Raw genomic sequence first — 25921 nt, 5'->3', positions numbered from 1 at the left:
CTTGCTTATTGCCCGGCTCAGTACTGGCGTACTGCGGTCAGGCTGGTTCTGATTTTGTCGGCGTTCTTGATGCCCGGTGCGTCTTCCACACCGGAGTTGATGTCCAGTCCGTAGAAACCGGCCCGGGCGGCATCGGCCACGTTGTCCGGTCCAAGGCCGCCGGCCAGCATGGCGTCGGCGCGTTCGCTGCCCACACTGGCCCAGTCAAATACGCAGCCGGTGCCGCCAAACTGGCTGCCCTTAGCGCTGTCGAACAGCAGTCGGTCGGCGTTGCTGACCGCATTACTGCCATCGGGCTTCACCGCTTTCCAGATGGCGGTGCCGCTTAACCGGGGGCGCAGGTCATTGATGTAGGCGTCATCTTCACTGCCGTGCAGCTGCACCGCGTGCAGACCGAGGTGTTCCGCCACGGCCGCCACCCGGGCTGGGTCTTCATTGACGAACACCCCGACGTAATCGAGGTCGGCGGCCTGACGCACCTGTTGAGCCCGCTCCAGGCTGACACAACGGGGGGACTTGGCGGCGAAGATCAGGCCACCGTAACTGGCACCCGCCTCGGCGGCGGCGCGGGCGTCGTCAGGGCGGGTCAGCCCACACACCTTAGTGGGGCCGTAGATCAGGCGGCGGCAGGCAAGATCGATATTGGCCTGTTCGGTCAGGCTGCTGCCCACCAGGAAGGCATCCGCATGGGGCGCCAGTCGACGCACCTGATCATGGCGGTAGATGCCGGACTCGCTGATCACCACCCGGTCTTTTGGCACCTGGCCTGCCAGGCGCTCGGTGGTGGCCAGATCGATGGAGAGGTCGCGCAGGTCACGGTTGTTGATGCCGATAATGCGGGCGTTCAGGGCGATGGCCCGGTCCATCTCCTCCTGATTGCTGACCTCAGTCAGCACATCCAGCCCCAGTGCGTCGGCTTCTTCAGCCAGGGTCTGGTAGAGGGGGTCATCGAGTACGGACAGCATCAGCAGGGCCGCGTCGGCGCCGAGGTGGCGGGCCAGGCGCAGCTGGCGGACATCGACAATAAAGTCTTTGCACAGCACCGGCACATCGACGTTCTGGCATACCGCGCGCAGGTATTCAAAGTCGCCCTGAAAGAACTGCTCATCGGTCAGCACCGAAATGGCCGCCGCGTAGTGGTTGTAGATGCGGGCGATGGCCACCGGGTCGAAGTCGGCGCGGATCAGACCCTTGGAGGGGCTGGCCTTTTTGCACTCAAGAATAAAGCCGGTGGGGCCCTGCTTGAGCGCGTCGAACAGGCTGCGTTGTGAGGGGGCCGCGCGGCGCTCCAGCAGATCACCGTAGCGGGCGGTAAGCGCCTCAATCTGGGCCGGCTTGGTGGCCACGATGCGATCCAATACGGTGTCGGTGTGTTTGATTCCGGCAAGGCTCATTGGCTGGCCTCCGCGAACTGGCGCAGCAGCTGCAGCGGTTTGCCACTGTCCATGGTCGCCAGGGCCAGCGCGGTGCCGGCTTTGATGCTGTCGGCGTGGCCGGAGAGGTAGAGCGCGGCACCGGCGTTAACGGCCACCGCTGCGCGCTGAGCTGCGGTGCCACCGCCGCCCAGCAGCTGTTCGGAGATCGCTTTGTTCTCCTCCGGTTCGCCGCCGCGGATCTCCGCCAGGTCGTAGCGTTCCACGCCGAGGTCTGCCGGGGTGTAGTTCTGCTCGGTCAGAGTGCCGTCTTTCAGCTCCACCGCCAGGGTATCGCCATGAATCGCCAATTCATCCAGACCGGAACCATGCACCACCAGAGCGCGTTCAACACCCAGCGACTGAATCACCTCGGCGATGGGGCGAACCAGCGCGGCGTCATACACCCCCAACAGCATCTGGTTGGGTCGGGCCGGGTTGATCAGGGGGCCCAGCAGATTGAACAGGGTGCGGGTTTTCATCACCTGGCGCACCGGCACTGCGTGGCGCATGCCAGCGTGGTAGTGGGGGGCGAACAGGAAGGTGACGCCGAGGCTGTCCAGACACTGGGCGGACTGCTCCGGGCTCATGGTCAGGTTGACGCCGAACTGGGTCAGCAGGTCGGAGGCACCGGATTTGGAGGAGACGCTGCGGCTGCCGTGCTTGGCCACTTTGGCGCCGGCCGCGGCGGCCACAAAGGTGGCGGTGGTGGAGATGTTGATGGTGTTGGCCCCGTCGCCGCCGGTGCCAACGATGTCGATAAGATCACCCTGCGGACGGGGAAAGGGCTTGGCGGCCGCACGCAGCGCTTCGGCGGCGCCGGTGATCTCACTGATGCTTTCGCCACGCAGCTTCATGGCGGTCAGCACACAGGCCAGCTCGACGTCGCTGATCTGGCCAGCCACCACGTAACCAAAGAGGGCAGCGGCCTGCTCACGGCTCAGCGGCTGGCCCTCAAACAGTTGGGCCATCATTTTCTGGGTCGGAGTCAGCATCAGCATAACGGGCGGTCCTCGGTCAAAAGGGTGAGAGTGTGGCTGAGCAGGTTGGCGCCGTGCTCAGTCAGGATCGATTCGGGGTGGAACTGGTAACCAACGGCACGGTGTTGGGGGTGCACCACGGCCATGGTCATGCCATCGACGTGGGCGGGTACCCGCAGGCAGTCGGGAATGCGCTGGCCCACCAGAGAATGGTAGCGGGCCACACTGAGTGGGTTGGGCAGGCCCTCAAACAGGGCGGAGCCGTCGTGGGTCATGGCGCTGGCCTTGCCGTGCATCACCTGCTCGGCCCGACCCACCTTGCCACCGTAGTGCTCAATCAGGGCCTGGTGGCCAAGACAGATGCCCAGAATCGGCAGCTTGCCGGCCAGTTTCTCCAGCAGGGCCATCATGCAGCCCGCTTCGTGGGGGGCGCCCGGGCCGGGAGAGAGCACCAGCACGCCGGGCTCCTGCTGGTTCAGCAGGGTTTCGGCCAGCCGGTCGGCATCGATGTCGTTGCGGTACACGGTCACCGGATGGCCGTTGGCGCGGAACTGGTCCACCAGGTTCCAGGTAAAGGAGTCGAAGTTGTCGAGCAGGGTCACCGGCGTCATGCTTCACCTCCAATTGCGCGGATCACGGCCTGAGCCTTATTGCGGGTTTCGTCCGCCTCGGATTGCGGGTCGGAGTCGTACACCACCCCGGCACCCGCCTGAACGTGGGCGATGCCTTCAGCCACCAGTGCGGAGCGGATCACGATGCAGGTGTCCATATCGCCACGACCATTGAGGTAACCCACGGCCCCGCCGTAGCTGCCGCGGCGCTCACCTTCGGCTTCCCGCAGCAGTTGCGCGGCTTTGACTTTGGGGGCGCCGGTCAGGGTGCCCATGTTCATGCAGGCCTGATAGGCGTGCAGGGCGTCGAGGTCATCGCGCAGCTGGCCGGTAACCCGGGACACCAGGTGCATCACGTGGCTGTAGCGGTCGACCTTGAGCAGGTCGGCCACCCGGCGGGTACCGGGCTGGCTGATGCGGGCCACGTCGTTGCGGGCCAGGTCCACCAGCATCAGGTGCTCGGATAGCTCTTTCTGGTCCTGGCGCAGGCCCAGCTCAATGCGGCTGTCGAGGTCATGGTCGATGCGGCCATCGGCGTGTTTGCCGCGCTTACGGGTACCGGCGATGGGGTAGATCTCCACCTGATTGCTGACCCGCTCATACTTCAGCGCACTTTCCGGGGAGGCCCCAAACAGGGTGAAGTCGTCGCTGCGCATAAAGAACATGTAGGGGCTGGGGTTGAGCTGGCGCAGACGGCCGTAGGCGGCAAGGGGAGAGGGGCAGGGCAGGGAGAAACGGCGGGCAGGCACCACCTGGAAGATGTCACCGGCGCGAACGTGCTCCTTCAGGTCTTCCACGATGCGGCAGAACTCAGCATCGCTCTGGTTGACGCTGACCGGCCGCGGTTCCGGCATCTCTTTGGGCAGGGGCGCCAAAGGTTGCTCGAGGCGGTTGACCAGCGCGGCCAGGCGTTGACGTTTGTCGTTGGCCAGCTCGTTGCTCTGGTCGCCGCCGAACACCGAACCAATCAGCCGCGCGGTGCGGGCCTGGTGGTCCAGCACCAACGCCGTCTCGGACAGGTAGAACAGATAGTCCGGACAGGTGTTGGCGCCGTCTGCCACTGCCGGAAGGGGCTCCACGCTGGCGACCAGGTCAAAGGCAAAGCTGCCGGCCAGCAGCACCGATTCGGCCAGTGCATCGTCGGACTGAATGGCCTGCTGAACGGTGCGCAGCACGGTCAGCGGTGAGGGCGCTTTGAGGCGGCTGTCCTCATCCAGGCCGGTGGCCAGGGCCGGTACGGTCAGCAGCAGGCGGTTGTCCTGCAGGCGGGGCTGAAAGCCATCCAGCTGGTCAGCCAGAAAAGGCAGCAGCTGTTCGCCGTTGACCGACAGGGCGGTCAGGGTGATGTCGCGGCCCTGGCAACGCAGCTCGAGGGCAGCGTCGACCAACAGCAGGCTTTTCAGGCCCGCCTTGGATTCAATCTCGGCGGACTCCAGCAGCAGGGTGTGGGGGCGTTCGCCACACAGGGCCTGAAACACCTCCGCGGGCTCGCTGTGATAGCGGGCGGCAGTGGTCAGGGTGCGGGCGTGGCCGACGGGCAATGGTGGGTTCATAAGGTTTTCCCTGCGGCTTCAACAAAGGGACGCAGACCGGTAATCAGGTCAGCGAACTGCTCGGCATTCAGAGCCTGGTGGCCATCGGACAGCGCCTCGGCCGGTTTGAGATGGGTTTCAACGATGATGCCATCGGCGCCCACGGCGGCGCTGGCGTAGGAGAGCGGTGCAATCAGCTCGCGCACGCCGGTGCCATGGCTGGGGTCCACCAATACCGGCAGGTGGGTTTTGCGTTTCAGGTAGGCAACGGCGTTGAGGTCGAGGGTGTTTCGGGTGGCGGTTTCGAAGGTGCGGATGCCGCGTTCACAGAGGATCACATTGGGGTTACCGGCGTTGACGATGTATTCGGCAGCCAACAGCAGCTCCTCAATGGTGGCGCTCATCCCCCGCTTGAGCAGCACCGGCAGGCCCAGTTTGCCGACCGCTTCCAGCAGGCGGAAGTTCTGCATATTGCGGGCGCCGATCTGCAGGCAGTCCACGTACTGTGCCATCAGTTCAGCGTCGGCGGCGTCCACCACCTCAGAGACGGTGGGCAGGCCGGTTTGGCGATTGGCTTCTTGCAGCAGTTTCAGGCCCTCTTCACCCAAGCCCTGGAAACTGTAGGGGCTGGTACGGGGTTTGAATGCACCGCCACGCAGTGCGGCGACCGGATGCTGTTTTACCATCTCGGCCACGCTCAGCAGTTGGTCGCGGCTCTCGACGCCACAGGGGCCGGCAATCACGGTGAAACGACCGCCGCCCACCAGGTGTTGCCCCAGCATAACGTGGCTGTCCACCGGATTCAGCTCCCGTGATACCAGCTTGTACTTGGAGAGGATAGGCTTGATCTCATCCACCCGCGGGTCGCTGTCCAGGCGCAGGGATTGCAGTACGCGCTCGTCACCGATGGCGCCCAGTACGGTGCGCTCCACGCCCGGCATATAGAGCGGTTTCAGTCCGGTTGACTCAATCTTTTGGACGAGTTCCTTGGCATCTTGCTCACTGACGCCGGGTTTCAGAATGATGATCATGCTTCATGTTCCCCAGATATGAAAAAACCCGCTTTCGATGGGTCGAAAGCGGGTTTAAAGATTCGGTGTCTTTTCTTTAGGTACAGCTCAACGTACCCCCGCTATGTTCGGGAGTGCCACCACCATGCGATGTTGTTGAACTGACGAATAAACATGCGTTGTAAACCTGTACCAGAAAATTGACGTTTTGACTTTACACCGGAAGGCTACCGACCCGGCGCCCCTGCTGTCAAGGGTGAATTTTCGCCATAAGGTTTTTATCCGACCAGTGCAGTACAATGGCGTTCTGACTGCAAGGAACCTCATGAAAATCGATCTGCACTGCCACACCACTGCCTCCGATGGCACTCTGACCCCGACCGAACTGGTGACCCGCGCCGCATTGCAGCAGGTGACCATTCTAGCCATCACTGACCACGATACCGTTGCGGGCCTGGACCAGGCCGCCGACGCGGCGGCGCAAAAGGGCGTTCGTTTGATCAGCGGGGTGGAGATCTCCACCCGTTGGCACGGCTTTGAGATCCACATTGTCGGCCTCAATTTTGATCCCCAGCATCCGGCGATGGTGGCCCTGCTGGACAGCCAGCAGCGCAACCGGGAAGCCCGGGCGGTGGCGATTGGCGACAAGCTGGCCAAGCGCCGTATCGAAGGGGCTTACGAGGCAGCCCGGGCGATGGCGGGTGAGGGCGTGGTGGGACGGGGCCACTTTGCCCGGGTGCTGGTGAACCGTGGCATTGTGCGGCAGCCCCAGGCCGCGTTTGACAAGTATCTGGGCAAAGGCCAGAGCGCTTATGTGCCGACCCAGTGGTGCAGCATTGAGCAAGCGGTGGCAGCAATCCACCAGGCCGGTGGGGTCTCTGTGCTGGCCCATCCGGGGAAATATTCGCTTTCCAACAAGTGGTTGCGTAAATTACTAGGTGAGTTTCAAGCGGCGGGCGGCATGGCGATGGAGGCACTGGGCAGCCAGCAGTCCCCGGACCAACGTCGCTTCCTGTTGAGCCTGGCTGAAGAGCATCAGATGCTGATTTCGGCCGGCTCCGATTTTCACCAGCCAGGGCGCTGGATTGAACTGGGACGCGGACTGCAACGTCCGGATATGCCCGGGGTCTGGCACCATCTTGGCTGGGTTTAAGGACGTGCTATGAGCCAATTTTTCTATCTTCATCCGGAAAACCCCCAGTCCCGCCTGATCAATCAGGCCGTGGCGACCATCCACAAGGGTGGGGTGATCGTGTATCCCACCGATTCCGGTTATGCGCTGGGCTGCCACATCGGCGATAAGTCGGCGCTGGAGCGGATCTGCCGGATCCGCCGGCTTAATGAGCACCACAACTTCACCCTGATGTGTCGCGACCTCTCCGAGTTGTCGCTGTACGCCCGGGTCGACAACGCGGCGTTCCGGTTGCTGAAAAACAACACGCCGGGGCCCTACACCTTCATTTTCAAAGGCACCAAAGAGGTGCCGCGCCGATTGCTGAACGCCAAGCGCAAAACCATTGGCATCCGGGTGCCGGACAACAACATCGCCCTGGCGCTGCTGGAGGCTCTGGGTGAGCCGATGATGTCCACCTCGCTGATCCTGCCCGGCGAGACTCTGGCCGAGTCCGATCCGGACGACATCCGCGATAAGCTGGAGCACCAGGTTGACCTGATCCTGCACGGTGGTTTCCTCGGCGAGAGTCCCACTACGGTGGTGGATTTCTCCGAAGGCGAGGGTGAGATTGTGCGGGTGGGTGCCGGCGACCCGACACCCTTCGAATAATCACTGACAAGCGCGCCACAGATTGCGTATAATGGCGCGTTTTTTCTCCGGGAAGTGAATGGAACCGTCACCTCAGATCCAACAGCCTTTGCCCCTCGCGCTGGTTCGGGGTGAACCGGTCACTCAGTGGCCGGCGGATCTGTTCATTCCGCCGGAGGCGCTTGAGGTCATCCTTGAGTCGTTCGAAGGTCCGCTGGACCTGCTGTTGTACCTGATCCGTAAGCAAAAACTCGATATCCTCGACCTGCCGGTGGTGACCATCACCCGTCAGTACATGGATTACATCGGCCTGATGGAAACCATGAAGTTTGAGCTGGCGGCAGAGTATCTGGTGATGGCGGCAACCCTGGCCGAGATTAAGTCTCGTCTGCTGTTGCCCCGCCAGCTGGAGGAGGGTGAGGAGGAGGAAGATCCCCGCGCCCTGCTGATTAAGCAGCTGCAGGCCTATGAGGTGATTAAGAACGCCTCCACCCAGCTTGATGACCGTCCGCGTGAAGAGCGCGATTTCTGGCACGCTAAGGCGCAGAAGGCCGCCGATCTGGTGCCGGTGGTGGTGCCGCCTGAGGTGTCACTGGATGAGTTGCTGGGGGCACTGCGCAGCGTGTTGCAGCGCACCGAGTACTTTGAACACCATCATATCGAGCGTGAAGTGCTGTCCACCCGTGAGCGCATGAGCCGCATCCTCGAGATGCTGTGCACCGAGCGCTTTACCCCGTTTCAGGCCCTGTTTGAGCCGGAAGAGGGACGGGCCGGTGTGGTGGTGAGTTTTCTGGCGATTCTGGAGCTGACCAAAGAGCAACTGATTGAGTTGCAACAAGCGGCACCGGGCAGCCAGATCCACGTAAGGGCACGAGCATGAAGCGGATCAGCGACGAACAGCTGAAACAGTTGATCGAAGCCGCCCTGTTTGTGGCGGACGCACCGATGACAGCGCGGGGTCTGAAAGACTCAGTGCTGGCGGGCTTCGCGGTCTCCATTGGCCGCATCAACGAAACCCTCGACGAACTGGAACTGGATTACCGCCCGCGGGGTGTGCAACTGGTTCGGGTTGGCGGAGGGTATCGATTCCAGACCCTTGAGAGTCTGAGCCCATTACTGGGCAACCTGTGGGAGGAGCGGGCCCCCCGTTACTCCCGGGCATTGTTGGAAACGCTGGCGCTGATCGCCTATCGCCAGCCCATTACCCGCGGCCAGATTGAGAAAGTTCGTGGGGTTTCCATCAGCGCCAACATCATGCGCACCCTGCAGGATCGGGGGTGGATCAAGGTGGTAGGTCATAAGGAGGTGCCGGGACGGCCAGCCCTCTATGCGACCACCGACGCATTTTTGCACTACTTTTGTTTGGACAGTCTGTCCAGTCTGCCGCCGCTGGATGAGGAGAGCGCTTTGGACGCTCTGCTTAGCACCGGTCAGATTGAGGCTGAGCCACCAGTACATTAAAGAAGATTCTGAATGAGCGAAAAGTTACAGAAAGTATTGGCCCGTGCCGGCCATGGCTCCCGTCGTGAGATCGAGGCCATGATTGCCGCAGGGCGTGTCAGCATCGACGGCCAGGTTGCCAAGTTGGGTGACCGCGTAGATGGCCGTGCCGAACTGAAGGTTCGCATCGATGGCCATGCCGTTTCCCTGAAGGCGGAAGAGGAAGTGATCTGCCGGGTGCTGGCTTACTACAAGCCTGAAGGTGAGCTGTGCTCCCGTTCCGACCCGCAGGGTCGTCCGACCGTATTCGAGCGTCTGCCGCGGGTTCGTGACAGCCGCTGGGTGGCGGTGGGTCGTCTGGACATCAACACCTCCGGTCTGCTGCTGTTCACCACCGACGGTGAACTGGCCAACCGCCTGATGCACCCGTCCCAGGAAGTGGAGCGTGAATACGCCATCCGCGTCTTCGGTGAAGTGACCGAAGAGATGCTGAAAAACCTGCGTACCGGCGTTGAGCTGGAAGACGGCACCGCCCAGTTTAAGCGCCTGGTGCCGGCGGGCGGTGAAGGCCTGAACACCTGGTACCACGGCGTACTGAGCGAAGGTCGTAACCGCGAAGTGCGTCGCCTGTGGGAGAGCCAGGAAGTGCAGGTCAGCCGCCTGATGCGTATCCGCTACGGCGACATCACCCTGCCCAAGGGCCTGCCCCGTGGTGGTTGGGTTGAACTGCCGCTGGAGCAGGTGAACTACCTGCGTGATCTGGTGGGTCTGGAGCGCGAATCCCGCACCCTGCTGGCGCAGGACAAGCTGGGCGCCCGTCGTCAGAAAACCCTCAAAGCGGGCAAGATCCGCCGCGCCGTGCACAAGCATCGCGCTCGCCCCGCCAAGGGCCGCCCCAACAAGGGCTAATCAGATGGCATCAAAAAAGGGCACCGCGAGGTGCCCTTTTTTTTTGTGCCCGCGACAGGGCTTAACGCTTAGGTTGTGCGTCCAGGCTCTGGCCGTTTACCGCCAGGCTGTCATCGCCCATCAGGTAGAGGTAGGTGGGCATCAGGTCGGCCGCGGTGCGCAGGGTTTGCGGGTCTTCCGCCGGGAACGCGGTGGCGCGCATGCCGGTGCGGGTGGCGCCGGGATTGATGCAGTTGGCGCGCACGCTGGTGCCGTCCAGTTCGTCGGCCAGGGTTTCCATCATCCCTTCGGTGGCGAACTTGGAGATGGCGTAGGCGCCCCAGTAGGCGCGGCCTTTGCGGCCAACACCGGAAGAGGTGAACACGATGGAGCCGTGCTCGGCCTTCTTCAGAACCGGCAGCAGCGCTTTGGTCATCAGGAACTGGGCGGTCACGTTCACCTGCATCACTTCGGCAAACATGTCGGCACCCAGTTGTTCGAACGGGGAGAGCGCACCCAGTACGGCGGCGTTGTGCAGCAGGCCGTCAAGGCGACCGAACTGACCTTCAATGGTATCGGCCAGATCCAGGTAGTTCTGCTCGGTAGCGCCTTTGGCATCCAGCGGCACGATGGCCGGCTCCGGACCACCGGCAGCCACGATGGCGTCGTAGACCGCTTCCAGTTTCTTAACGGTACGGCCCAGCAGAATCACCGTCGCGCCGTGAGCAGCAAACTGACAGGCGGCTTCCTTGCCAATGCCGTCACCGGCACCGGTCACCAGGATGACTTTGTCTTTGAGGAGTTCGGGTGAGGCAGAGTATTCCAACATAGTATGACTCGACTGGATCGGCTCAAAGCCCCGAGTAAACGGGGTTGCCGCAAAGTTAAACGAATGTTTTAAACAAATGGTTGTTTGCTTTCTTGTTTTGTGCTGCGGCGACGTTGCAAAAGTGTAGCTAACCATAGGATTTTGCGTTACTTTGGCTAATGTTGCCCGATGTCGGAGGTGTGATCCTGACCGGCATTGCAGGCCAGTATTGTGACCAAAAGTGGTCCGGAAGACAAAATAAAAGCAAAGGAATGGGGAGAGCCAATGAAACGTTTGTTGCTCAGCGCGGCTGTCGCATCGGCCCTGGGGCTGGTGGGATGTAGCGGCGACAGCTACCAGGAAACCATTGAGAACACACCAACACCGGTGCCATTCTCGCGCATCGCATTTGATCCGGGTGCTGGCGACATTGCCCTGCCGAACGATCTTCTGTTCTCTGGCACCTTTGATGGCACGCTGGAAATCCCTGGCGAGGCTGAATCTGGTGATTACACCGATCCGCAGATTGCGCTGGGGGCGCTGGACGGCTGGTCTACCACCATGCCGATGAGCATCACCATGATCCCGGGCGAAGAGGGCATTTCGTTGGATGCCGCCTCTGCAGCAGCGGCTGGCTCGGTACGCGTTTTTGAAGTGACGTTGGGTGGCCCGCTTTCTGTTGACCCCGAGTGTACTGAGGCACCCTCCCTCAGTATCTGTAAAGTGGGTGAGGAGTTGGTGTTTGGTGAAGACTTCATCTCCGTTCCCTCGGGCAATACCATCAACATGGTTCCGTTGAAGCCGTTGGAGCCGGCCAGCAGTTATGCGGTGATCACAACGACCCAGATCAGCGACTCCGAAGGTCAGTCGGTGGCACCCTCCACCACCTATGAACTGCTGAAGCTGGACATCAACGAAGAGCCGTTGGTGACTCCTGAACAGCTGCTGCTGCAGGGGCTCGTCAACAACTATGAAAACGCCTTAGCTCAAGCTCATTCAGTTGATAAGGCAACCATTACTTATACCGGTGTGTTTACCACCCAGTCTGTCACCGATGTGGTGAGTACGGTTGGGCTTGTTATGGCCGATGGTCTCAATCCTCAGGGCCCCTCGGTACCGGTATCGCCCCTGTATGCGCCCGAGTGGGTGACGTTGCCGTTTGATACGGGGCTAACCGCTGCAGACGCTCTTGGATTGACGCCGGATATGGGAGACGCCTATCTGGCCGCAACTCTGGCGAAGGTGTTCCAGGCTGAAATTGCACTGCCGTACTACCTGCCTAACCCCCAACCGGTTTTCGACGACAATCAGAACATCATTGATTTTGATATCAATGGCCGTTTCAGCGCATTGGGTGACAGCCCGGTAGCGGTTCTGCAGGCGGTGCAGGGTGGCCTGCTGAGCCAGGAGAGCTTTGCGACTCAGGCGATGGCGCAGGGCATCGACCCCAATGAAGCGCTGGTGGACCCCTCCGTACTGGTGGGCGCCAGTTTTGTTACTGATGCTGGCGAGCCGGTAGACACCGCCCGTCACCTGACCCGTTTTAACCCTCTGCCAAGTCCGCTTCGAGATGCTGCTGTGGCGCCGGGCAGTCATAAGGTAACCGTACCGGTTCTGATCACCATCCCTGATGAAGAAGCCCTGCTGGCGCTCTCCGGAGGCCTGTTGACCAAGCCTGAGAACGGTTGGCCCGTCACCGTGGCGATGCATGGCCTTGGCGGCGTGAAGGAACTCAACCTGGCCTATGCAGGTATGTATGCCTCGAAAGGGATTGCTACCGTCTCCATCGATATGCCGCTGCATGGCGATCGATCTTTTGATCTGAATGGCGACGGCATCTATGAGGTGTCCGCGACACCAGCTGATTTCTGTGCGGCTTTGGGGGATGAAACGGATCCCGGTCGTCAGATGTGTGAAATGGCATACGCGAATGGCAATCCGCTGGCTTTCGTTAATCTCAAGAGCATCCTGACTGTACGTGATAACTTCCGTCAGGCTATTGCTGATCAACTGGCTTTACGTGCAGCCCTGAATGCTTGGCCGCTGTTTACCCAGAACCCGACCGTGCCAGCATTGGATACCCGCCGCGTTTCTCTTCAGGGACTGAGCTTGGGCGGTATCGTTGGTACCAGCACTACCGCATACACCGGTTTGATGGATGACTTGTTCGGAGCAGAGCAGAATCCTTACCACATCTCTGCCGCATCTCTGGTTGCTCCTGCTGGCGGTTTGGCCGGTGTGTTTGCTGGCTCAGCCACCTTTGGCCCGGTATTGAAGACTGCCCTGGCGTTGGAAATTGCACCCGATTGCGTGCTTGAGAACTTTGCTGGCCCTACCTGTGCTGCGGTAGAGAAACAGATCGAGTCTGAGGTGATCCCGGCCTTCGCATTCGCGGCGCAAACCGCCTCCGATTCCATGGACCCGATCAACCATGCCGCCATCATCGCTAACAGCGACGTACCAGTGCATCTGATAGAGGTAGTCGGCGATATGGCTGAGGGCGGGAGTAACCCGCCGGATCTGGTACTGCCGAACACCGTTGAAGGCTTTGCCCTGTCTGGCACTGAGCCTCTTATTGCAGCGCTGGGTCTGCCTGCGGTAACGGAAACCGTTTCCGATGCGGCTGGCCGCGTTAGTGGTGCGGTACGCTTTAGCAAAGGTCAGCATAGCTCGTTGATAGACCCGAGCACCGGCGGTGTACCGGGAGTTGACCCAAGCATCGCTCCGCTGGTCACCGTTGAGATGCAAAACCAGGTTGCTACCTTTGCCTTGACTGATGGCCGTACCATCCCCGTGGGTGACGGCTGCCTGATTCAGGGCGGTGAGTGTGCTCAGTAAGCGTTTCGCTGGATGAAAAAGGGCCCGGTTTCTGACCGGGCCTTTTTGTGTCTGGCCTGGGTGAGTACACTAGGGCCAAAGATCGTTTTAGGAGAGTACCTTGGAGTTTCTATACGAGTATGGCCTGTTTCTGGCCAAGGCAGTGACTCTGGTGGCGGCCGTGGTGGCCATCATTGTTGCCGCCGCTGCAGCGAACCGCGCTGGCAAGAGTGGCAAGGGCGAACTGAAGGTGCACAACCTGACCGACAAGTTTGAGCAGTATGAAGACAAGCTCTGCCACCACCTGCTCAGCGATGAGCAGCTTAAAGCGCGGGACAAGGCCCATAAGGCGGAACAGAAAGCCAAGGCGAAAGAGAGCAAGGGCAAGGAGCGGGAAGGCCGCTTGTTCCTGATCGACTTTAAAGCGGGCATTGACGCCGCTCAGGTGGCTCAGCTGCGCGAGGAGATCACCGCGGTGCTGACCGTCGCCGAAGCGCGCGACGAAGTGCTGGTTCGGGTTGAGAGCGGTGGCGGCATGGTGCACGCCTACGGGCTGGCGGCCAGTCAGCTGGATCGCATCCGCCAGGCCAAGATCCCGCTCACCATTGCGGTGGACAAGGTGGCGGCCAGTGGCGGCTACATGATGGCCTGTGTGGGCGACAAAATCCTCTCCGCGCCCTTCGCCATCGTGGGTTCCATCGGGGTGATTGCCCAGCTGCCGAACTTTAATAAGGTGCTTAAGAAGCACGATATCGAGTTTGAACAGCACACCGCCGGTGACTTTAAGCGCACCCTGACCATGTTCGGTGAGAACAACGAGGCGGGCCGCGACAAGTTCCGTGAAGAGCTGGAGGAGACGCATCTGCTGTTTAAAGAGTTTGTGCAGCGTTACCGTCCTGAGCTCGATCTCGACAAGGTGGCCACCGGTGAGCACTGGTTCGGCCTGCAGGCGCTGGAACTGGGCCTGGTGGACGCCATCCAGACCTCTGACGATTATCTGATGGCGCAGGACAAAGAGATCCTGCAGCTGCAGTATGAAGAGAAGAAGAATCTGGCCAAGCGCTTTGGCCGGGCCGCTGAAACCGCGCTGGAGCGTGGCAGCCTGAAGCTGGCGGAACTGGCGCGCCGTCCGCTGTAATCGGGTAACCTAAACGAAAGTCGGCCAATGTGCCGGCTTTTTTAGGGCCTGTCGCCGGGCACCAGGGCGATTCTGCCCTCAGCGCATACCCTGGGTCGGTAGGCGCGCCAACGGCCTCTGGTGAGTGACCAGAGCGTCCTGAAGCGTGGGTTGTCGCTTATGGGTACAGTCGCATCATCGCGGACCTCAGGGTTATTAGGGCAAACTCCCGAATCATCGTGGTTCGGTACGGCAAGACAAAGCACAAAAAAGGGCGAGCCAATGGCTCGCCCTTTTCGGTTCAGCAGGGTTACTGGCGGACGTGGGGCACCGCATCCATATCCAGCTTGTCCTGACCGGCGTTGGGGTCGGTGTAGGTGTCCCGGGACAGTTCGCCCTCGGAGGAAGCCACCACGACGGAGACCGCCGCATCACCGGTGACGTTCACCGCGGTACGAACCATGTCGAGCAGACGGTCAACACCCAGGATCAGGGCGATACCCTCTACCGGCAGGTTCACCTGCTGCAGCACCATGGCCAGCATAATCAGACCCACACCCGGCACACCGGCGGTGCCGATGGAGGCCAGGGTGGCGGTCAGGATCACCATCAGCATGTCGGAGATGCTGAGGTCGATGCCGAACACCTGGGCGATAAACACGGTGGCCACACCCTGCATGATGGCGGTGCCGTCCATGTTCACGGTGGCCCCCAGCGGCAGGGTAAAGGAGCTGACCCGGTTGCTCACACCGAGGCGGTAGTTGGCGTTCTCGATGGAGATCGGCAGGGTGGCTGCGGAGCTGGCGGTGGAGAAGGCGAACAGCTGAACACTGCGCATCTTCTTCAGGAAGGTCATCGGGTTCAGGCCACTGAGGGTGCTCACCAGCAGCGGGTACACCACCAGTGCGTGAACGATCAGGACGCCCAGCACCAGGAAGAAGTACTTCACCACAGAGCCGAAGGTGTCCATGCCCAGGGTCAGGGTCAGTTTGGCGATCAAACCGAACACACCGATGGGAGCAATGGCCATCACCAGAGTCACCAGCTTCATCATCACCTCGTTGAGGTCGATGAAGAACTGGCGCAGACGCTCGCCGCGCTCACCAATGTGGGCGATGGAGAAACCGAACAGGATGGCGAACACGATGATCTGCAGCATGTTGCCTTCGACCATGGCGTTGATCGGGTTCTTCGGCACCAGGCCGATGATCACGTCGGTCAGGGACGGCGCCTGCTTGGCATCAAACGCCATGTTGGCGGTTTGCATGGTGGCGTCACCCGGCTGGAACAGCAGGGCGGCACCCAGTGCCAGTGAGATCGCCACGGCGGTGGTGAACAGGTAAAGCGCCAGGGTCTTACCGCCCAGGCGACCGAGCCGGGAGGGGTCTGACAGTGTGGCGGTACCACACACCAGCGAGACAAATACCAACGGTACAACCAGCATCCGCAGCGCGGAAACGAACAGGGCACCCAACACATTGAAGATGCCGTTGGTGAAAATGTCTTCCACCACCTGGCTGCCGGGGAACATCAAACGAAGCGCAAGGCCGATACCCAAACCGGCCGCCATGGCCAGCAGGATCTTGGCCGTCAGGCCCATTTTCCCGGATGAATTAGCACGCATGTAACTTCCTTAACAATTTTATCGTTTTTATCTTCGGGGTTAGCCTAGCAAGAACCCCGTGTTGGGAAAAACCCCGAAAAGGTAGCAAAATGCGGTCCCGTGTTAAACGGGGTCGCCGATTGAAAATAAAGTGTGGATTTTAAAAGAGTATAAATTAATCTATGGGTTGCTTAAGGGATATTAAAAGCTCACCTAAAGATTACAGGATGTTTGCGATGAGGCTAACTCACTTGCCACTTTTGTTTGCCGGCGCATTGGTTATGGCTGGTTGCAGCGGGGGCGGTTCACTGGAAGCGGGCGGCTCGGATCCGGGCGCTGGCCCCGTTGACCCCACCAACCCACCCGCCACCGCGGTTCACACTCTGGCGATGACCATGTGGACCTGTCCAGACTCCGCCGCCACCTCCACCGAAGGGTGTACCGAATCCTCCAGTTTCGATGTTCAGAAGCCCGCCCTGATCCAGCTTGTTGCCAAGCGTGATGAGACCGCTGTGGTGGGTGAACTGGTGGAAGTCAGCACCGACAAAGGGGTGCTGATCCCCTCCGATGGCCGGGTACTGACCGACGCCAGTGGCGTTGCCCTGCTGCGCCTGCTGGCGTCCGACAGTGAAGGCATTGTTACCGTCAGTGGTAAGTACGTGGATGCCACCGCAAGCATGTTTGCTGAGATCAACGCCATCGACGTGGAGCTGGCCCTCAGCACCGCGCTGGGCGAAGGCGAAACCCTGGCCGACGGCTCTACCCTTGCCGTGGTCGCCAATCTGACCGTCGATGGCCAGCCCTATGGCGAGCCACTGGAGGTGAGCTTCTCCTCCACCTGCAGCCTGACGGACAAAGCCGAGATCGACGCTTCCGTGATCGCCAAAGATGGCCAGGCCATTGCCACCTACAAGCCCACCGGTTGCGATCAGCAGGACCAGATCACCGCCACACTGACTCTGGGCACCGATGTGGCCAGCGACAGCGTTAACGTTTCCCTGGCTACCTCGCCGGTGGCCAGCATCAAGTTTGTCTCCAGCACCCCGGATTACCTGCAGCTGGACGGGTCCGGTGGCGACACCAGCGCTGTGGTGACCTTCCAGGTGCTGGATGAATCCGGCCGCGCCAAGCAGGGCGTCGATGTGGACTTCATCCTGGCCAGTGGTGCCGACAAGGTGGCGATGAGCCCCATCCAGGCCCGCACCAACAGCGAAGGCGAAGTCTCCACCACCCTGCGGGCGGGCAACCTGCCCGGTTCCGTGCGGGTGCAGGCGGAAGTGATGGGCAGCGACCCGGTGATCGCCAGTGTCTCAAAAGAGCTGAGCATTGGTACCGGCCTGCCGGATAAGGACAGCTACTCGCTGAGCCTTTCTGTGGCCAACCCGGAGGCCTGGCGTTATGACAACGTGATTGTTGATGTCATGGTGCTGGCAGCGGACCACTTTAATAACCCGGTGCCGGATGGTACGGCGATCTCCTTTGTGACCGAAGGCGGCGCGATTGAGTCCCGCTGCCTGACGCTTGGAGGCCAGTGTTCAGTGAAGTGGCGCTCGCAGGATATCCGTCCGGACAATGCCCGGGTCACCCTGCTGGCTTTTGCCGAGGGTGAAGAGTCCTTTATCGACCAGAACGGTAACGGCCTGTTTGACCAGGGTGAGTACGATGCTCGCTTTGATGAACATGAAGCCTACGTGGACGAGAACGAGGATGGCGAGTTTGATCAGATGGAGCAGCTGATTGACCGCAACAGCGACGGCGCTTTCAACGACGCCGACGGCCAGTACAACGGCATCCTCTGTCAGGGAAGCGCGCTGTCCGGTGGCCAGTGCAACCAGGAACTGGTCGACGTCAATGATTCTGCGGTGATTGTCATGGCCGGGGTCAGCCCCACCGTATTCTTCTGCAAGCGCGACAGCGCGGATGAGGATGGCGATGGCAATAACGGGTTTGATTGCTGGAACAACACCACCGACACCTTTATGAGGGCTGATGACTACGAAGACCCCGGTGTGGCCGTGGCCTGTGCGGTGGACATCGCGATCGACGGCACCTGGAACCCGCTGCCCTATGGCACCGGTGTGACCTTCAGCCCGGATGACCCGCTGAAAACCGCCGGTCGCAACAGCTTCACTCAGCTCAGCACCTCTGCGGCGATCTACCACGTCAACAACGAAGGTACTGTGTTGGCCGACATGCGCAGCAGTTGCGGCGGTGGCCAGTTCTCCGTGGATGTCGACACCTCTGAAGGCTTCGGCACCCTGCGGGTGGAACTTGAGACCAGCAAAGGGGTGTACGCCAGCGACTCGGTCGCCATCGTGCCGGCACCCTGAGTCGAGAACCGAGAAAGGCACCCAACCGGGTGCCTTTTTGCTTTACCGGGAGGCGTTATTGCGGTTTCGCCATCCCAACGCGTCCCTGACGCGTTCTGCATTGAGGTCGTCACAGCGTGCAGCCTGTGTCGAATGTGGGCGTCGCCCGGTCGCGAAGACGTTGGACAACCACATAGGAACCCACCATGCGTGCCGTCTTACTGACTGGCTTACTCACCGTGCTGGCCAGCACCAGCGTAGCCGCCAATGGCCCTGAGACCCCCTCCCGGACCGCCATTGTTGAACAGCTCAGCCAACCTCACCGAGGCGACAACTCCCAGGGCAAGCCGTTACCCCGACGCCTGCGTGGCAGTACGGCGACGCCGGCCAACACCCGGGGGCTGGTGCGGGTCAAAACCCCGCAAGGGGACACCACCGTGGCGCAACTGCCAGCCCTGGCCAGCACCATTGACCTGAGCATTGAGTTTGACAGTGGTTCTGCCCGGTTGCGGCCGAGTTCGCTCGCGCTGGTGCAGACTCTGGGCGACGCCCTGACCGATCCCCGCTTTAACGGACAAGCCTTCCTGATAGCCGGCCATACCGATGCCGATGGCGATGAGGAATATAACCTGGGGCTCAGCCTGCGGCGGGCCAACACGGTGCGTGATTACCTGTTGCAGCACACCTCACTGACGCCCGACCAGCTGAAAGTGGTGGGCTTCGGCGAAACCACGCCACTGGCGTCCAATCACGAGCGTCAGGGTAAGCAGCAGAATCGACGGGTGGAAGTACAGCGATTGGAAGCTCCGGAAAAGGATTGAGGAGGACAGGATGACAGCATTACGGCTTTTGGCGGCACTGGCCTTGGTGGCTTGGCTGCCGGGGTGCAGCTCACTGGATGCGGCGTTGGCGATGAACAATGGCACCGAAGAGGCGTATATCCAGAAACACGGGGGCAAGGCGGCCTTCAATACCATGGCGTACGACGACCTGATCATGCTCTGTGGCGTGTACGCCAGTGCCGGTAAAATGGAGTCGGCCAATCAGTGTTTTCAGGCTCATATCCGGCGCTTCGAACAGGTGGAAGACCCGGAAAACCGCTACTACCTGCTGAGCTCTTACGGCGCGGTGGCGGATTATCGGATGAACCACGGTGACTTGTGGGGGGCGCTGGCACTGAACGAGAAGGTGCTGACGCTCTCCAGAGAGCCGGAGCTGGCATCCAGCAGCCTTTATGGCGGCTGGGCCCGCCTGATGCGGATGCTGACGCTGCAAAAGCAGCGCTATCTGCACCAACAGTTGGGGCAACCGGAGCAATCGGCCCAGGCTGAGGTGGCGTTGGATGAGGAACTGGTGTGGCTGAGAGGGGAGCCCCGGTTATTCCGTCATACCGGATACAGCTGGCTGGCGAACGGCTATGAAGCGATGGGCGAGTATCAGAAGGCGGCAAACCTGTTCCTGCAGGACGAGGACACCGTGGCTGACACCCTGGCGGATACCATGGATCTCATCACCAGCTTTGGCACCAGCGCCCTGGTGGACATGACCCAGGATCCCATCACCCCCCGGCCTTACTATCTGGCACTGGGCGAGCTGGCCCAGGGGCGCAGCGAGGCGGCGATTGATCACCTGAACGAGTTTGACGGTGAGGAGATCGTGATTCGCAGCAGCCACTATCGCCACTGGTCCTATTTTTATCACTTTGGACGTGCATACCGGGCATCCGGCCAGCCGGATCTGGCCATCAGCAAGCTGGAGCGCGCGGTCGAGATCATTGAGAGCCAGCGGCGTGACTTCAGCAGCGACCACAGCAAGATGGCGTTCGCCAACGATAAGCAGAAGGTCTACGCGCTGCTGATCGACATTCTGGTGGAGCAGGGGCAGGCGGAACAGGCGCTGTCTTACGCCGAAAAAGCCAAATCCCGCGCCCTGGTGGATATGCTGGCCAGCCGCGAGACTCTGGAGCAGTCGGTAGACCCCCGTGCCAGCCAGTTACTCAAAGCGGCGCAGGAGTACGAACGTACCCAGCAGAAGGCCACTTCCGGTGACCGTACCCGCAGTAATAATGTGGCCGCTCAGCAGCTGCGCAGCGAGTATCCGGAGTTGGCATCGCTGGTTAACGTCGACAGCCTCGACGTGGCGGCCATCCGGGCCCGGCTGGGGCCGGAAGAGGTGATGCTGGAGTACTATTGGCAGGGCGATCAGCTGGTCGCGTTTGTGCTCTCGGCCGAGCAGCTGAGCGCGGTCAAGCTGGACGCGGGGCAACTGGATCAGCGCATAGCCGCTTTTCGGGAAGCCCTGATGCTGACCGGTGATGAGTGGCGTGAGCCTGCGCAGGCGCTGTACCAGCAGCTGGTGGCACCGGTTGAGGCGGCACTGGTCGGCCAGGAGCTGTTGGTGGTGCCCCACGGTTCACTGCACTACCTGCCCTTTAACGCGCTGCATGACGGGCGCCGTTTTGTGGTGGACCGCTGGGCCACTCGCTTGCTGCCCAGTGCGTCGGTGCTGGCCTATCTGGGGAAGCAGCAGGCCAGCGGGCGGCTGCTGGTGCTGGGGAACCCGGACCTGAACGACGCGGAGATGGCACTGCCCGGGGCGGAGTATGAAGCTCAGGTGATCGCGCGGCAGTGGCAGCAGGGACAAGTCCTGTTGCGCGAGCAGGCCACCGAAACTGCCGTCCGCCAGCAGGGCCCGCAATATGCCATGTTGCACTTCGCCAGCCACGGCGAGTTTAACGCCAGTAACCCTCTGGATTCCCGCCTGATGCTGGCGGCCGATGCGCAGCATGATGGCAGCCTGACCCTCGGTGAGCTGTACGGTTTGCAGCTGAACGCCGACCTGGTCACCCTGTCCGCCTGTGAGACCGGGTTGGGGGATGTGCGCTCTGGGGATGACGTAGTGGGACTGAACCGGGGGTTCCTGTTTGCCGGGGCCGATTCGGTGGTGTCCAGCCTCTGGCCGGTGGAGGACACCTCCACCGCATTGCTGATGGCGGATTTTTACGCCCGCCTGAAAGGGGGAGATAAGGTGGTGGCGCTGCGCGAAGCCCAGATGCACACCCGGGAAAAGTACCCCCACCCGTTCTACTGGGCGGCGTTCCAGCTGACCGGTGAGAGTCGTTAACCCGCGGGGATAAAAGAAAAAAGGCGCCTTTCGGCGCCTTTTTTGGTTGGCTCAGCGCTGGAACGGATAGACGCTGCCGAGATTGAGGATCTGGGTCAGCTGGTCCAGAGCCTGGTGGGATTCCACCACCAGCTGCGGGTCACGCAGGTCCTCTGCCGTCAGTCGGTCGCGGTAATGCTTCTCGACCCAGGCGGTCAGTTCCGCATATTTGCTGTCGCTCATCAGGCTGTGGGGGTTCACTGCCGCCTTTTCCTGTTCGGACAGGGCGACCCGCAGACGCAGACAGGCGGGGCCGCCACCGTTTTGCATGCTCTGCTTTACGTCGAAGTAGTGGACGTGGCGGATCGGCGTATTCTGCTCCAGCAGCTGGTTCAGGTAGGCGTAGACGGCCGGATTCTCGCGGCACTCGGTGGGCGCGATGATGGCCATCTCGCCGCTGGGCAGGGTCAGGATTTGGGTGTTGAACAGGTAGCTCTTCACCGCATCCTGAACGCTGACCTGATCGGTCCCCACTTCAATGAAGTGCAGCGGGCTGTCACCGAACTTGGCGCGGATCTCCGCCAGAGCTGATTCGGTGTTGAGGAACGCCTGCTGGTGGTAGAACAGCACATTCTGGTTGCCCACCGCGATCACGTCGTTGTGGAACACACCCTGGTCAATCACATCCGGGTTTTGCTGGATGTAGACGGTGTTGTGCTCGCCCAACTGATGCAGCCGCGCCACCGCCTCGCTGGCTTCCCGGGTTTGTCGGGCCGGGTAGCGCTGAGGCGCGGGTTTGCTTAGGTCGAACCCGTAACGACCGTAAACAAACAGTTGCAGGCCCTCGTCACCGTACTGGCGGCACAGGCGGGTGTGGTTGGCGGCGCCTTCGTCACCAAACTGGTCGTGCTCCGGCAGGTGCTGATGGTGGGCAAAGTGACTGGTGTCGGCAAAAGTGGCGCGCAGGATACGGCCGGTGACCTCCGGCTCAATGGAGCGGTGGAACTTATTCACCAGGTTGGCCGGGGTAAAGTGCACCTTATTATCCGCGCTGTCGGCACTGGGGGAGACGGTGGCGGCATTGGCGGTCCACATGCTGGAGGCCGAGTAGGCCGCCCGCAGGATCGCCGGAGCATCGCGATACGCCTTATCCAGCACCTGAGCGTCGCTGCCGGAGAAGCCGATACGGCGCAGCATGTTCAGGTCGGGGCGCTGCTGGGGCGCCAGCACGCCCTGGGTCATGCCCATATCGTGCAGCGCTTTCATCTTGGCCAGACCCTGCAGGGCGGCAGACTTGGGGTTTGAGATGGCGGCGGCATTGCTCTGGGACGCGACATTGCCAAACGACAATCCGGCGTAGTTGTGAGTCGGGCCCACCAGCCCATCAAAATTCGCTTCGATATGTTTCATGGTTCTTCCTATGAACGGGGCTGCTTCTGGCGTGGTCCGGCGCCGCGAATAAGGGGAATACAGAGAAGGACGGATCCAACGCGACAGCTCGTGGAATTTCCCGCCAGTATACGTGCATTGCGGCACTGCTCAAGCGGTGTGCAATTGAGTCAGTGGCAACATCTGCATAACTATTTCTTGCTTGTGGCTGACCGATGCATTACTACTTTTTGGAATTGCGTTTTTAGTCTCAAAAAATTTTTTAACTGGACAAAAAGCGTCTAAGTGCTTGGCATCCATGGACACTAGGGTTGAATCTCCCGCCTCATGCCACTATATATGGTGCCAATTCTCTTCCAACGCTGACAAAAAGGTCTCATCCCGTAGCTATGGGCAAATCCCTGGTAATTGTGGAGTCGCCAGCCAAGGCGAAAACCATCAACAAGTATCTCGGCAAGGACTTCGTCGTTAAGTCCTCCGTTGGTCACATCCGTGACCTGCCGACTTCTGGCGGTCAGGCCGCTGAAAAAGCCCCGCCGTCGAAGACGCCCGCAGAGGTGCGCAAGATGGACCCGGAAGCCAAGGCGGCCTATAAGCGTGAGCGCGACTATCAAAGCCTGATCGGTCGCATGGGGATCGACCCCGAGCATGGCTGGGCCGCCAACTATCAAGTGCTGCCCGGCAAAGAGAAGGTGGTGAAAGAGCTGCAAACCCTGGCGGAAAAAGCCGACACCGTCTATCTCGCAACGGATTTGGATAGAGAAGGGGAAGCGATCGCCTGGCACCTCCAGGAGGTGATTGGTGGTGACCCGGAACGTTACCGCCGCGTGGTGTTCAACGAGATCACCAAGTCTGCGATTCAGGAAGCCTTCTCTCATCCCCTGCACCTCGATAACGCCAAGGTTGATGCCCAGCAGGCCCGTCGTTTCCTCGACCGGGTGGTGGGCTTTATGGTGTCACCGCTGCTTTGGAAGAAGCTGGCGCGCGGTCTGTCAGCGGGCCGGGTTCAGTCCGTTGCGGTACGCCTGGTGGTTGAGCGTGAGCGCGAAATTCGTGCCTTTGTCCCGGAAGAGTACTGGGATCTGCACGCCGACCTGTCCAGCGCTTCCGGTGATGCACTGCGTATGCAGGTGGCCCGCTTTAATGGCGAAGCCCTGAAGATGGTGAACCAGGGCGACGCCGACAAGGCCGTCTCCGCCCTGAAAGAGGCGCGTTACACCATCAGCGCCCGGGAAGATAAGCCGAGCTCCAGCAAGCCGTCAGCCCCCTTTATCACCTCCACCCTGCAACAGGCGGCCAGTACCCGTCTGGGTTTTGGGGTGAAGAAGACCATGACTTTGGCTCAGCGCCTGTATGAAGCCGGTCATATCACCTATATGCGTACCGACTCCACCAACCTGAGCAAAGAGGCGGTGGAAAGTGTACGGGGCTACATTGGCCAGGAGTTCGGTAACCAGTACCTGCCCTCCAGCCCCAACCTGTACGGCGCGAAGCAGGGCGCACAGGAAGCGCACGAAGCGATCCGTCCGTCCGATGTGAACGTTAAGGCGTCCACCCTGAGCACCATGGAGCGTGACGCTCAGCGTTTGTATGAACTGATCTGGCGCCAGTTCGTGGCCTGTCAGATGGTGCCGGCCAAGTACGACTCCACCACCGTGACCGCCACCGCGGGCAGCTACGAGCTGAAAGCCAAAGGGCGCATCATGGTGTTTGATGGCTGGACCCGTGTGCAGCCGCCGATGGGCCGTAAGGGCGACGAGGACACCATGCTGCCTGCGGTGCAGGTGGGCGATGTGCTCGACCTTAAGGCGCTGGACCCGAAACAACACTTCACCAAGCCGGTGGCGCGCTTTAACGAAGCGTCGCTGGTAAAAGAGCTGGAGAAGCGTGGTATTGGTCGTCCCTCTACCTACGCCAGCATCATCTCCACCATCCAGGACCGGGGTTACGTACGGGTCGAGAACCGCCGTTTCTTCGCGGAGAAGATGGGTGAGATCGTCACCGATCGCCTGGTGGAAAACTTCACCGACCTGCTCAACTACCACTTCACCGCGGAGATGGAGCAGACCCTGGATAAAATCGCCCAGGGCAAGCTGGAGTGGAAGGCGGTTCTGGACCAGTTCTACAGCGACTTTACTGAGAAGCTGACCCAGGCGGAGCTGGCCCCGGAAGAGGGCGGTATGCGGGCCAACCAGATGGTGATGACCGACATCGCGTGTCCCACCTGTGGCCGTCCGATGGGCATCCGCACCGCTACCACCGGCGTGTTCCTCGGCTGCAGTGGCTATGCTCTGCCGCCGAAAGAGCGCTGCAAAACCACCATCAACCTCACTCCCGGTGAGGAAGCTGAAGCGATCACCTCGGATGATCAGGAAGCCGCCGCGCTGGTGACCAAGCGTCGCTGCAGCAAGTGCGAAAGCACCATGGACAGCTACCTGATCGACGAAACCCGCAAGCTGCACGTGTGTGGTAACAACCCGGTGTGCGACGGCTACGAGGTGGAAACCGGCAGCTTCAAGATCAAGGGTTACGACGGCCCGATCATCGAATGTGACCGTTGTGGCAGCGACATGGAGCTGAAGAACGGCCGCTTTGGTAAGTACTTCGCCTGTACTGACAGCAAGGAAACCGGCTGTAAGAACACCCGCAAACTGTTGAAGAACGGTGAAGTGGCGCCGCCGAAGGAAGACCCGGTGCAACTGCCGGAGCTGCCCTGTGAAAAGTCCGATGCGCACTTTGTGCTGCGCGACGGTGCCGCTGGCCTGTTCCTGGCTGCCAGTACCTTCCCCAAGAGCCGCGAAACCCGCGCGCCCAAGGTGGAAGAGCTGAAGCGCTTCAAGGACCGCATCTCGCCCAAGTTCTACTACCTGGCTGAGGCGCCGCAAGCGGATCCGGAAGGCAATCCGGCGGTGGTGAAGTTCAGCCGTAAGACCAAGGAGCAGTACGTTGCGTCCGAAGTCGATGGCAAACCAACTGGCTGGATTGCGCGGTTCGAGAACAGCCGCTGGGTCGAAGAGCAGACCAAGAAGAGCAAAGCCAAGAAGTAATGAAAAGCGCCCTCCGGGGCGCTTTTTTGTTATCCCTGCGCGCGCTGCCGGCGGGCGTCACTGATCACTCATCTTCCCCTCTCTCCATCACGAC

General features: G+C 60.9%; 19 protein-coding genes. 11 read left to right on the top strand and 8 right to left on the bottom strand.

The window, feature by feature from the left end:
- Nucleotides 1–17 precede the first annotated feature (17 nt).
- From trpCF to aroF, 5 genes are read right to left on the bottom strand one after another with little or no spacing between them, the layout of a single operon-like run.
- Nucleotides 18–1394 carry a bifunctional indole-3-glycerol-phosphate synthase TrpC/phosphoribosylanthranilate isomerase TrpF gene (gene trpCF / locus FBAL_RS12950; protein ID WP_013346047.1) on the bottom strand — a complete coding sequence of 459 codons (1377 nt, stop codon included), beginning with the start codon at nt 1392–1394 and terminating at the stop codon, nt 18–20.
- Nucleotides 1391–2410, bottom strand: coding sequence for an anthranilate phosphoribosyltransferase (trpD, locus tag FBAL_RS12945; protein ID WP_171814298.1), 1020 nt, complete (start codon nt 2408–2410; stop codon nt 1391–1393). The genes trpCF and trpD overlap by 4 nt, the downstream gene beginning before the upstream one ends.
- Entirely contained in the window at nt 2407–3003 is a 597-nt protein-coding gene (locus FBAL_RS12940) for an aminodeoxychorismate/anthranilate synthase component II (RefSeq protein ID WP_013346045.1), read from the bottom strand. The genes trpD and FBAL_RS12940 overlap by 4 nt, the downstream gene beginning before the upstream one ends.
- Nucleotides 3000–4556 carry an anthranilate synthase component 1 gene (locus tag FBAL_RS12935; protein WP_013346044.1) on the bottom strand — a complete coding sequence of 519 codons (1557 nt, stop codon included), beginning with the start codon at nt 4554–4556 and terminating at the stop codon, nt 3000–3002. Before FBAL_RS12935 ends, FBAL_RS12940 begins: the two co-directional genes overlap by 4 nt.
- Complete coding sequence (gene aroF, locus FBAL_RS12930) at nt 4553–5566, bottom strand: 3-deoxy-7-phosphoheptulonate synthase (RefSeq protein WP_013346043.1); 1014 nt, start codon at nt 5564–5566, stop codon at nt 4553–4555. Before aroF ends, FBAL_RS12935 begins: the two co-directional genes overlap by 4 nt.
- 304 nt (nt 5567–5870) lie before the next feature.
- Here aroF and rnm point away from each other — a divergent pair, with 304 nt between their 5' ends.
- The 5 genes from rnm to rluB are packed head-to-tail and all read left to right on the top strand — an operon-like array spanning nt 5871 to nt 9656.
- Nucleotides 5871–6698: an RNase RNM gene (rnm, locus tag FBAL_RS12925; RefSeq protein WP_013346042.1), complete on the top strand. Its 828-nt coding sequence runs from the start codon at nt 5871–5873 to the stop codon at nt 6696–6698.
- Nucleotides 6699–6707: 9 nt separating this feature from the next.
- The gene (locus tag FBAL_RS12920) at nt 6708–7328 is read left to right on the top strand and encodes an L-threonylcarbamoyladenylate synthase (protein ID WP_013346041.1); all 621 of its coding nucleotides are present in this window, start codon (nt 6708–6710) and stop codon (nt 7326–7328) included.
- 58 nt (nt 7329–7386) lie between these two features.
- The gene (locus tag FBAL_RS12915) at nt 7387–8187 is read left to right on the top strand and encodes a segregation and condensation protein A (RefSeq protein WP_013346040.1); all 801 of its coding nucleotides are present in this window, start codon (nt 7387–7389) and stop codon (nt 8185–8187) included.
- On the top strand, nt 8184–8768 hold the full coding sequence (scpB, locus tag FBAL_RS12910) for an SMC-Scp complex subunit ScpB (protein WP_013346039.1): 585 nt from the start codon (nt 8184–8186) through the stop codon (nt 8766–8768). The genes FBAL_RS12915 and scpB overlap by 4 nt, the downstream gene beginning before the upstream one ends.
- Before the next feature lie 12 nt (nt 8769–8780).
- Complete coding sequence (gene rluB, locus FBAL_RS12905) at nt 8781–9656, top strand: 23S rRNA pseudouridine(2605) synthase RluB (RefSeq protein ID WP_013346038.1); 876 nt, start codon at nt 8781–8783, stop codon at nt 9654–9656.
- A gap of 61 nt (nt 9657–9717) precedes the next feature.
- Here the strand turns inward: rluB and FBAL_RS12900 are convergent, their stop codons facing one another.
- Entirely contained in the window at nt 9718–10464 is a 747-nt protein-coding gene (locus FBAL_RS12900) for a YciK family oxidoreductase (RefSeq protein WP_013346037.1), read from the bottom strand.
- A 264-nt stretch (nt 10465–10728) separates the two neighbouring features.
- Between FBAL_RS12900 and FBAL_RS12895 the strand changes: the two genes are divergently transcribed.
- Together FBAL_RS12895 and sohB are read left to right on the top strand one after the other, a co-directional pair.
- Nucleotides 10729–13281, top strand: coding sequence for a VolA/Pla-1 family phospholipase (locus FBAL_RS12895; protein ID WP_013346036.1), 2553 nt, complete (start codon nt 10729–10731; stop codon nt 13279–13281).
- A gap of 100 nt (nt 13282–13381) precedes the next feature.
- Nucleotides 13382–14398 (top strand): protease SohB, encoded by a 1017-nt coding sequence (gene sohB, locus FBAL_RS12890; RefSeq protein WP_013346035.1) that lies wholly within the window; start codon nt 13382–13384, stop codon nt 14396–14398.
- 289 nt (nt 14399–14687) lie between these two features.
- On the opposite strand, the gene FBAL_RS12885 is transcribed toward sohB, so the two are convergent.
- Complete coding sequence (locus tag FBAL_RS12885; RefSeq protein WP_013346034.1) at nt 14688–16001, bottom strand: dicarboxylate/amino acid:cation symporter; 1314 nt, start codon at nt 15999–16001, stop codon at nt 14688–14690.
- Nucleotides 16002–16261: 260 nt separating this feature from the next.
- On the opposite strand from FBAL_RS12885, the gene FBAL_RS12880 reads away from it, so the two are divergent.
- From FBAL_RS12880 to FBAL_RS12870, 3 genes are all read left to right on the top strand, one after another.
- Nucleotides 16262–18310 (top strand): Ig-like domain-containing protein, encoded by a 2049-nt coding sequence (locus tag FBAL_RS12880; RefSeq protein WP_148226755.1) that lies wholly within the window; start codon nt 16262–16264, stop codon nt 18308–18310.
- 185 nt (nt 18311–18495) lie between these two features.
- Nucleotides 18496–19110: an OmpA family protein gene (locus tag FBAL_RS19645; protein ID WP_013346032.1), complete on the top strand. Its 615-nt coding sequence runs from the start codon at nt 18496–18498 to the stop codon at nt 19108–19110.
- Nucleotides 19111–19120: 10 nt separating this feature from the next.
- Entirely contained in the window at nt 19121–21412 is a 2292-nt protein-coding gene (locus FBAL_RS12870; protein ID WP_013346031.1) for a CHAT domain-containing protein, read from the top strand.
- 51 nt (nt 21413–21463) lie between these two features.
- Here the strand turns inward: FBAL_RS12870 and astB are convergent, their stop codons facing one another.
- Entirely contained in the window at nt 21464–22801 is a 1338-nt protein-coding gene (astB, locus tag FBAL_RS12865; RefSeq protein WP_013346030.1) for an N-succinylarginine dihydrolase, read from the bottom strand.
- A 368-nt stretch (nt 22802–23169) separates the two neighbouring features.
- Here astB and topA point away from each other — a divergent pair, with 368 nt between their 5' ends.
- Nucleotides 23170–25827: a type I DNA topoisomerase gene (topA, locus tag FBAL_RS12860; protein WP_013346029.1), complete on the top strand. Its 2658-nt coding sequence runs from the start codon at nt 23170–23172 to the stop codon at nt 25825–25827.
- Nucleotides 25828–25921 lie beyond the last annotated feature (94 nt).

It is taken from the genome of Ferrimonas balearica DSM 9799, from assembly GCF_000148645.1.
Classification (GTDB): domain Bacteria; phylum Pseudomonadota; class Gammaproteobacteria; order Enterobacterales; family Shewanellaceae; genus Ferrimonas; species Ferrimonas balearica.
Note: the sequence above shows the minus strand (reverse complement) of the source record. Positions and strands in the feature narration are given on the sequence as shown.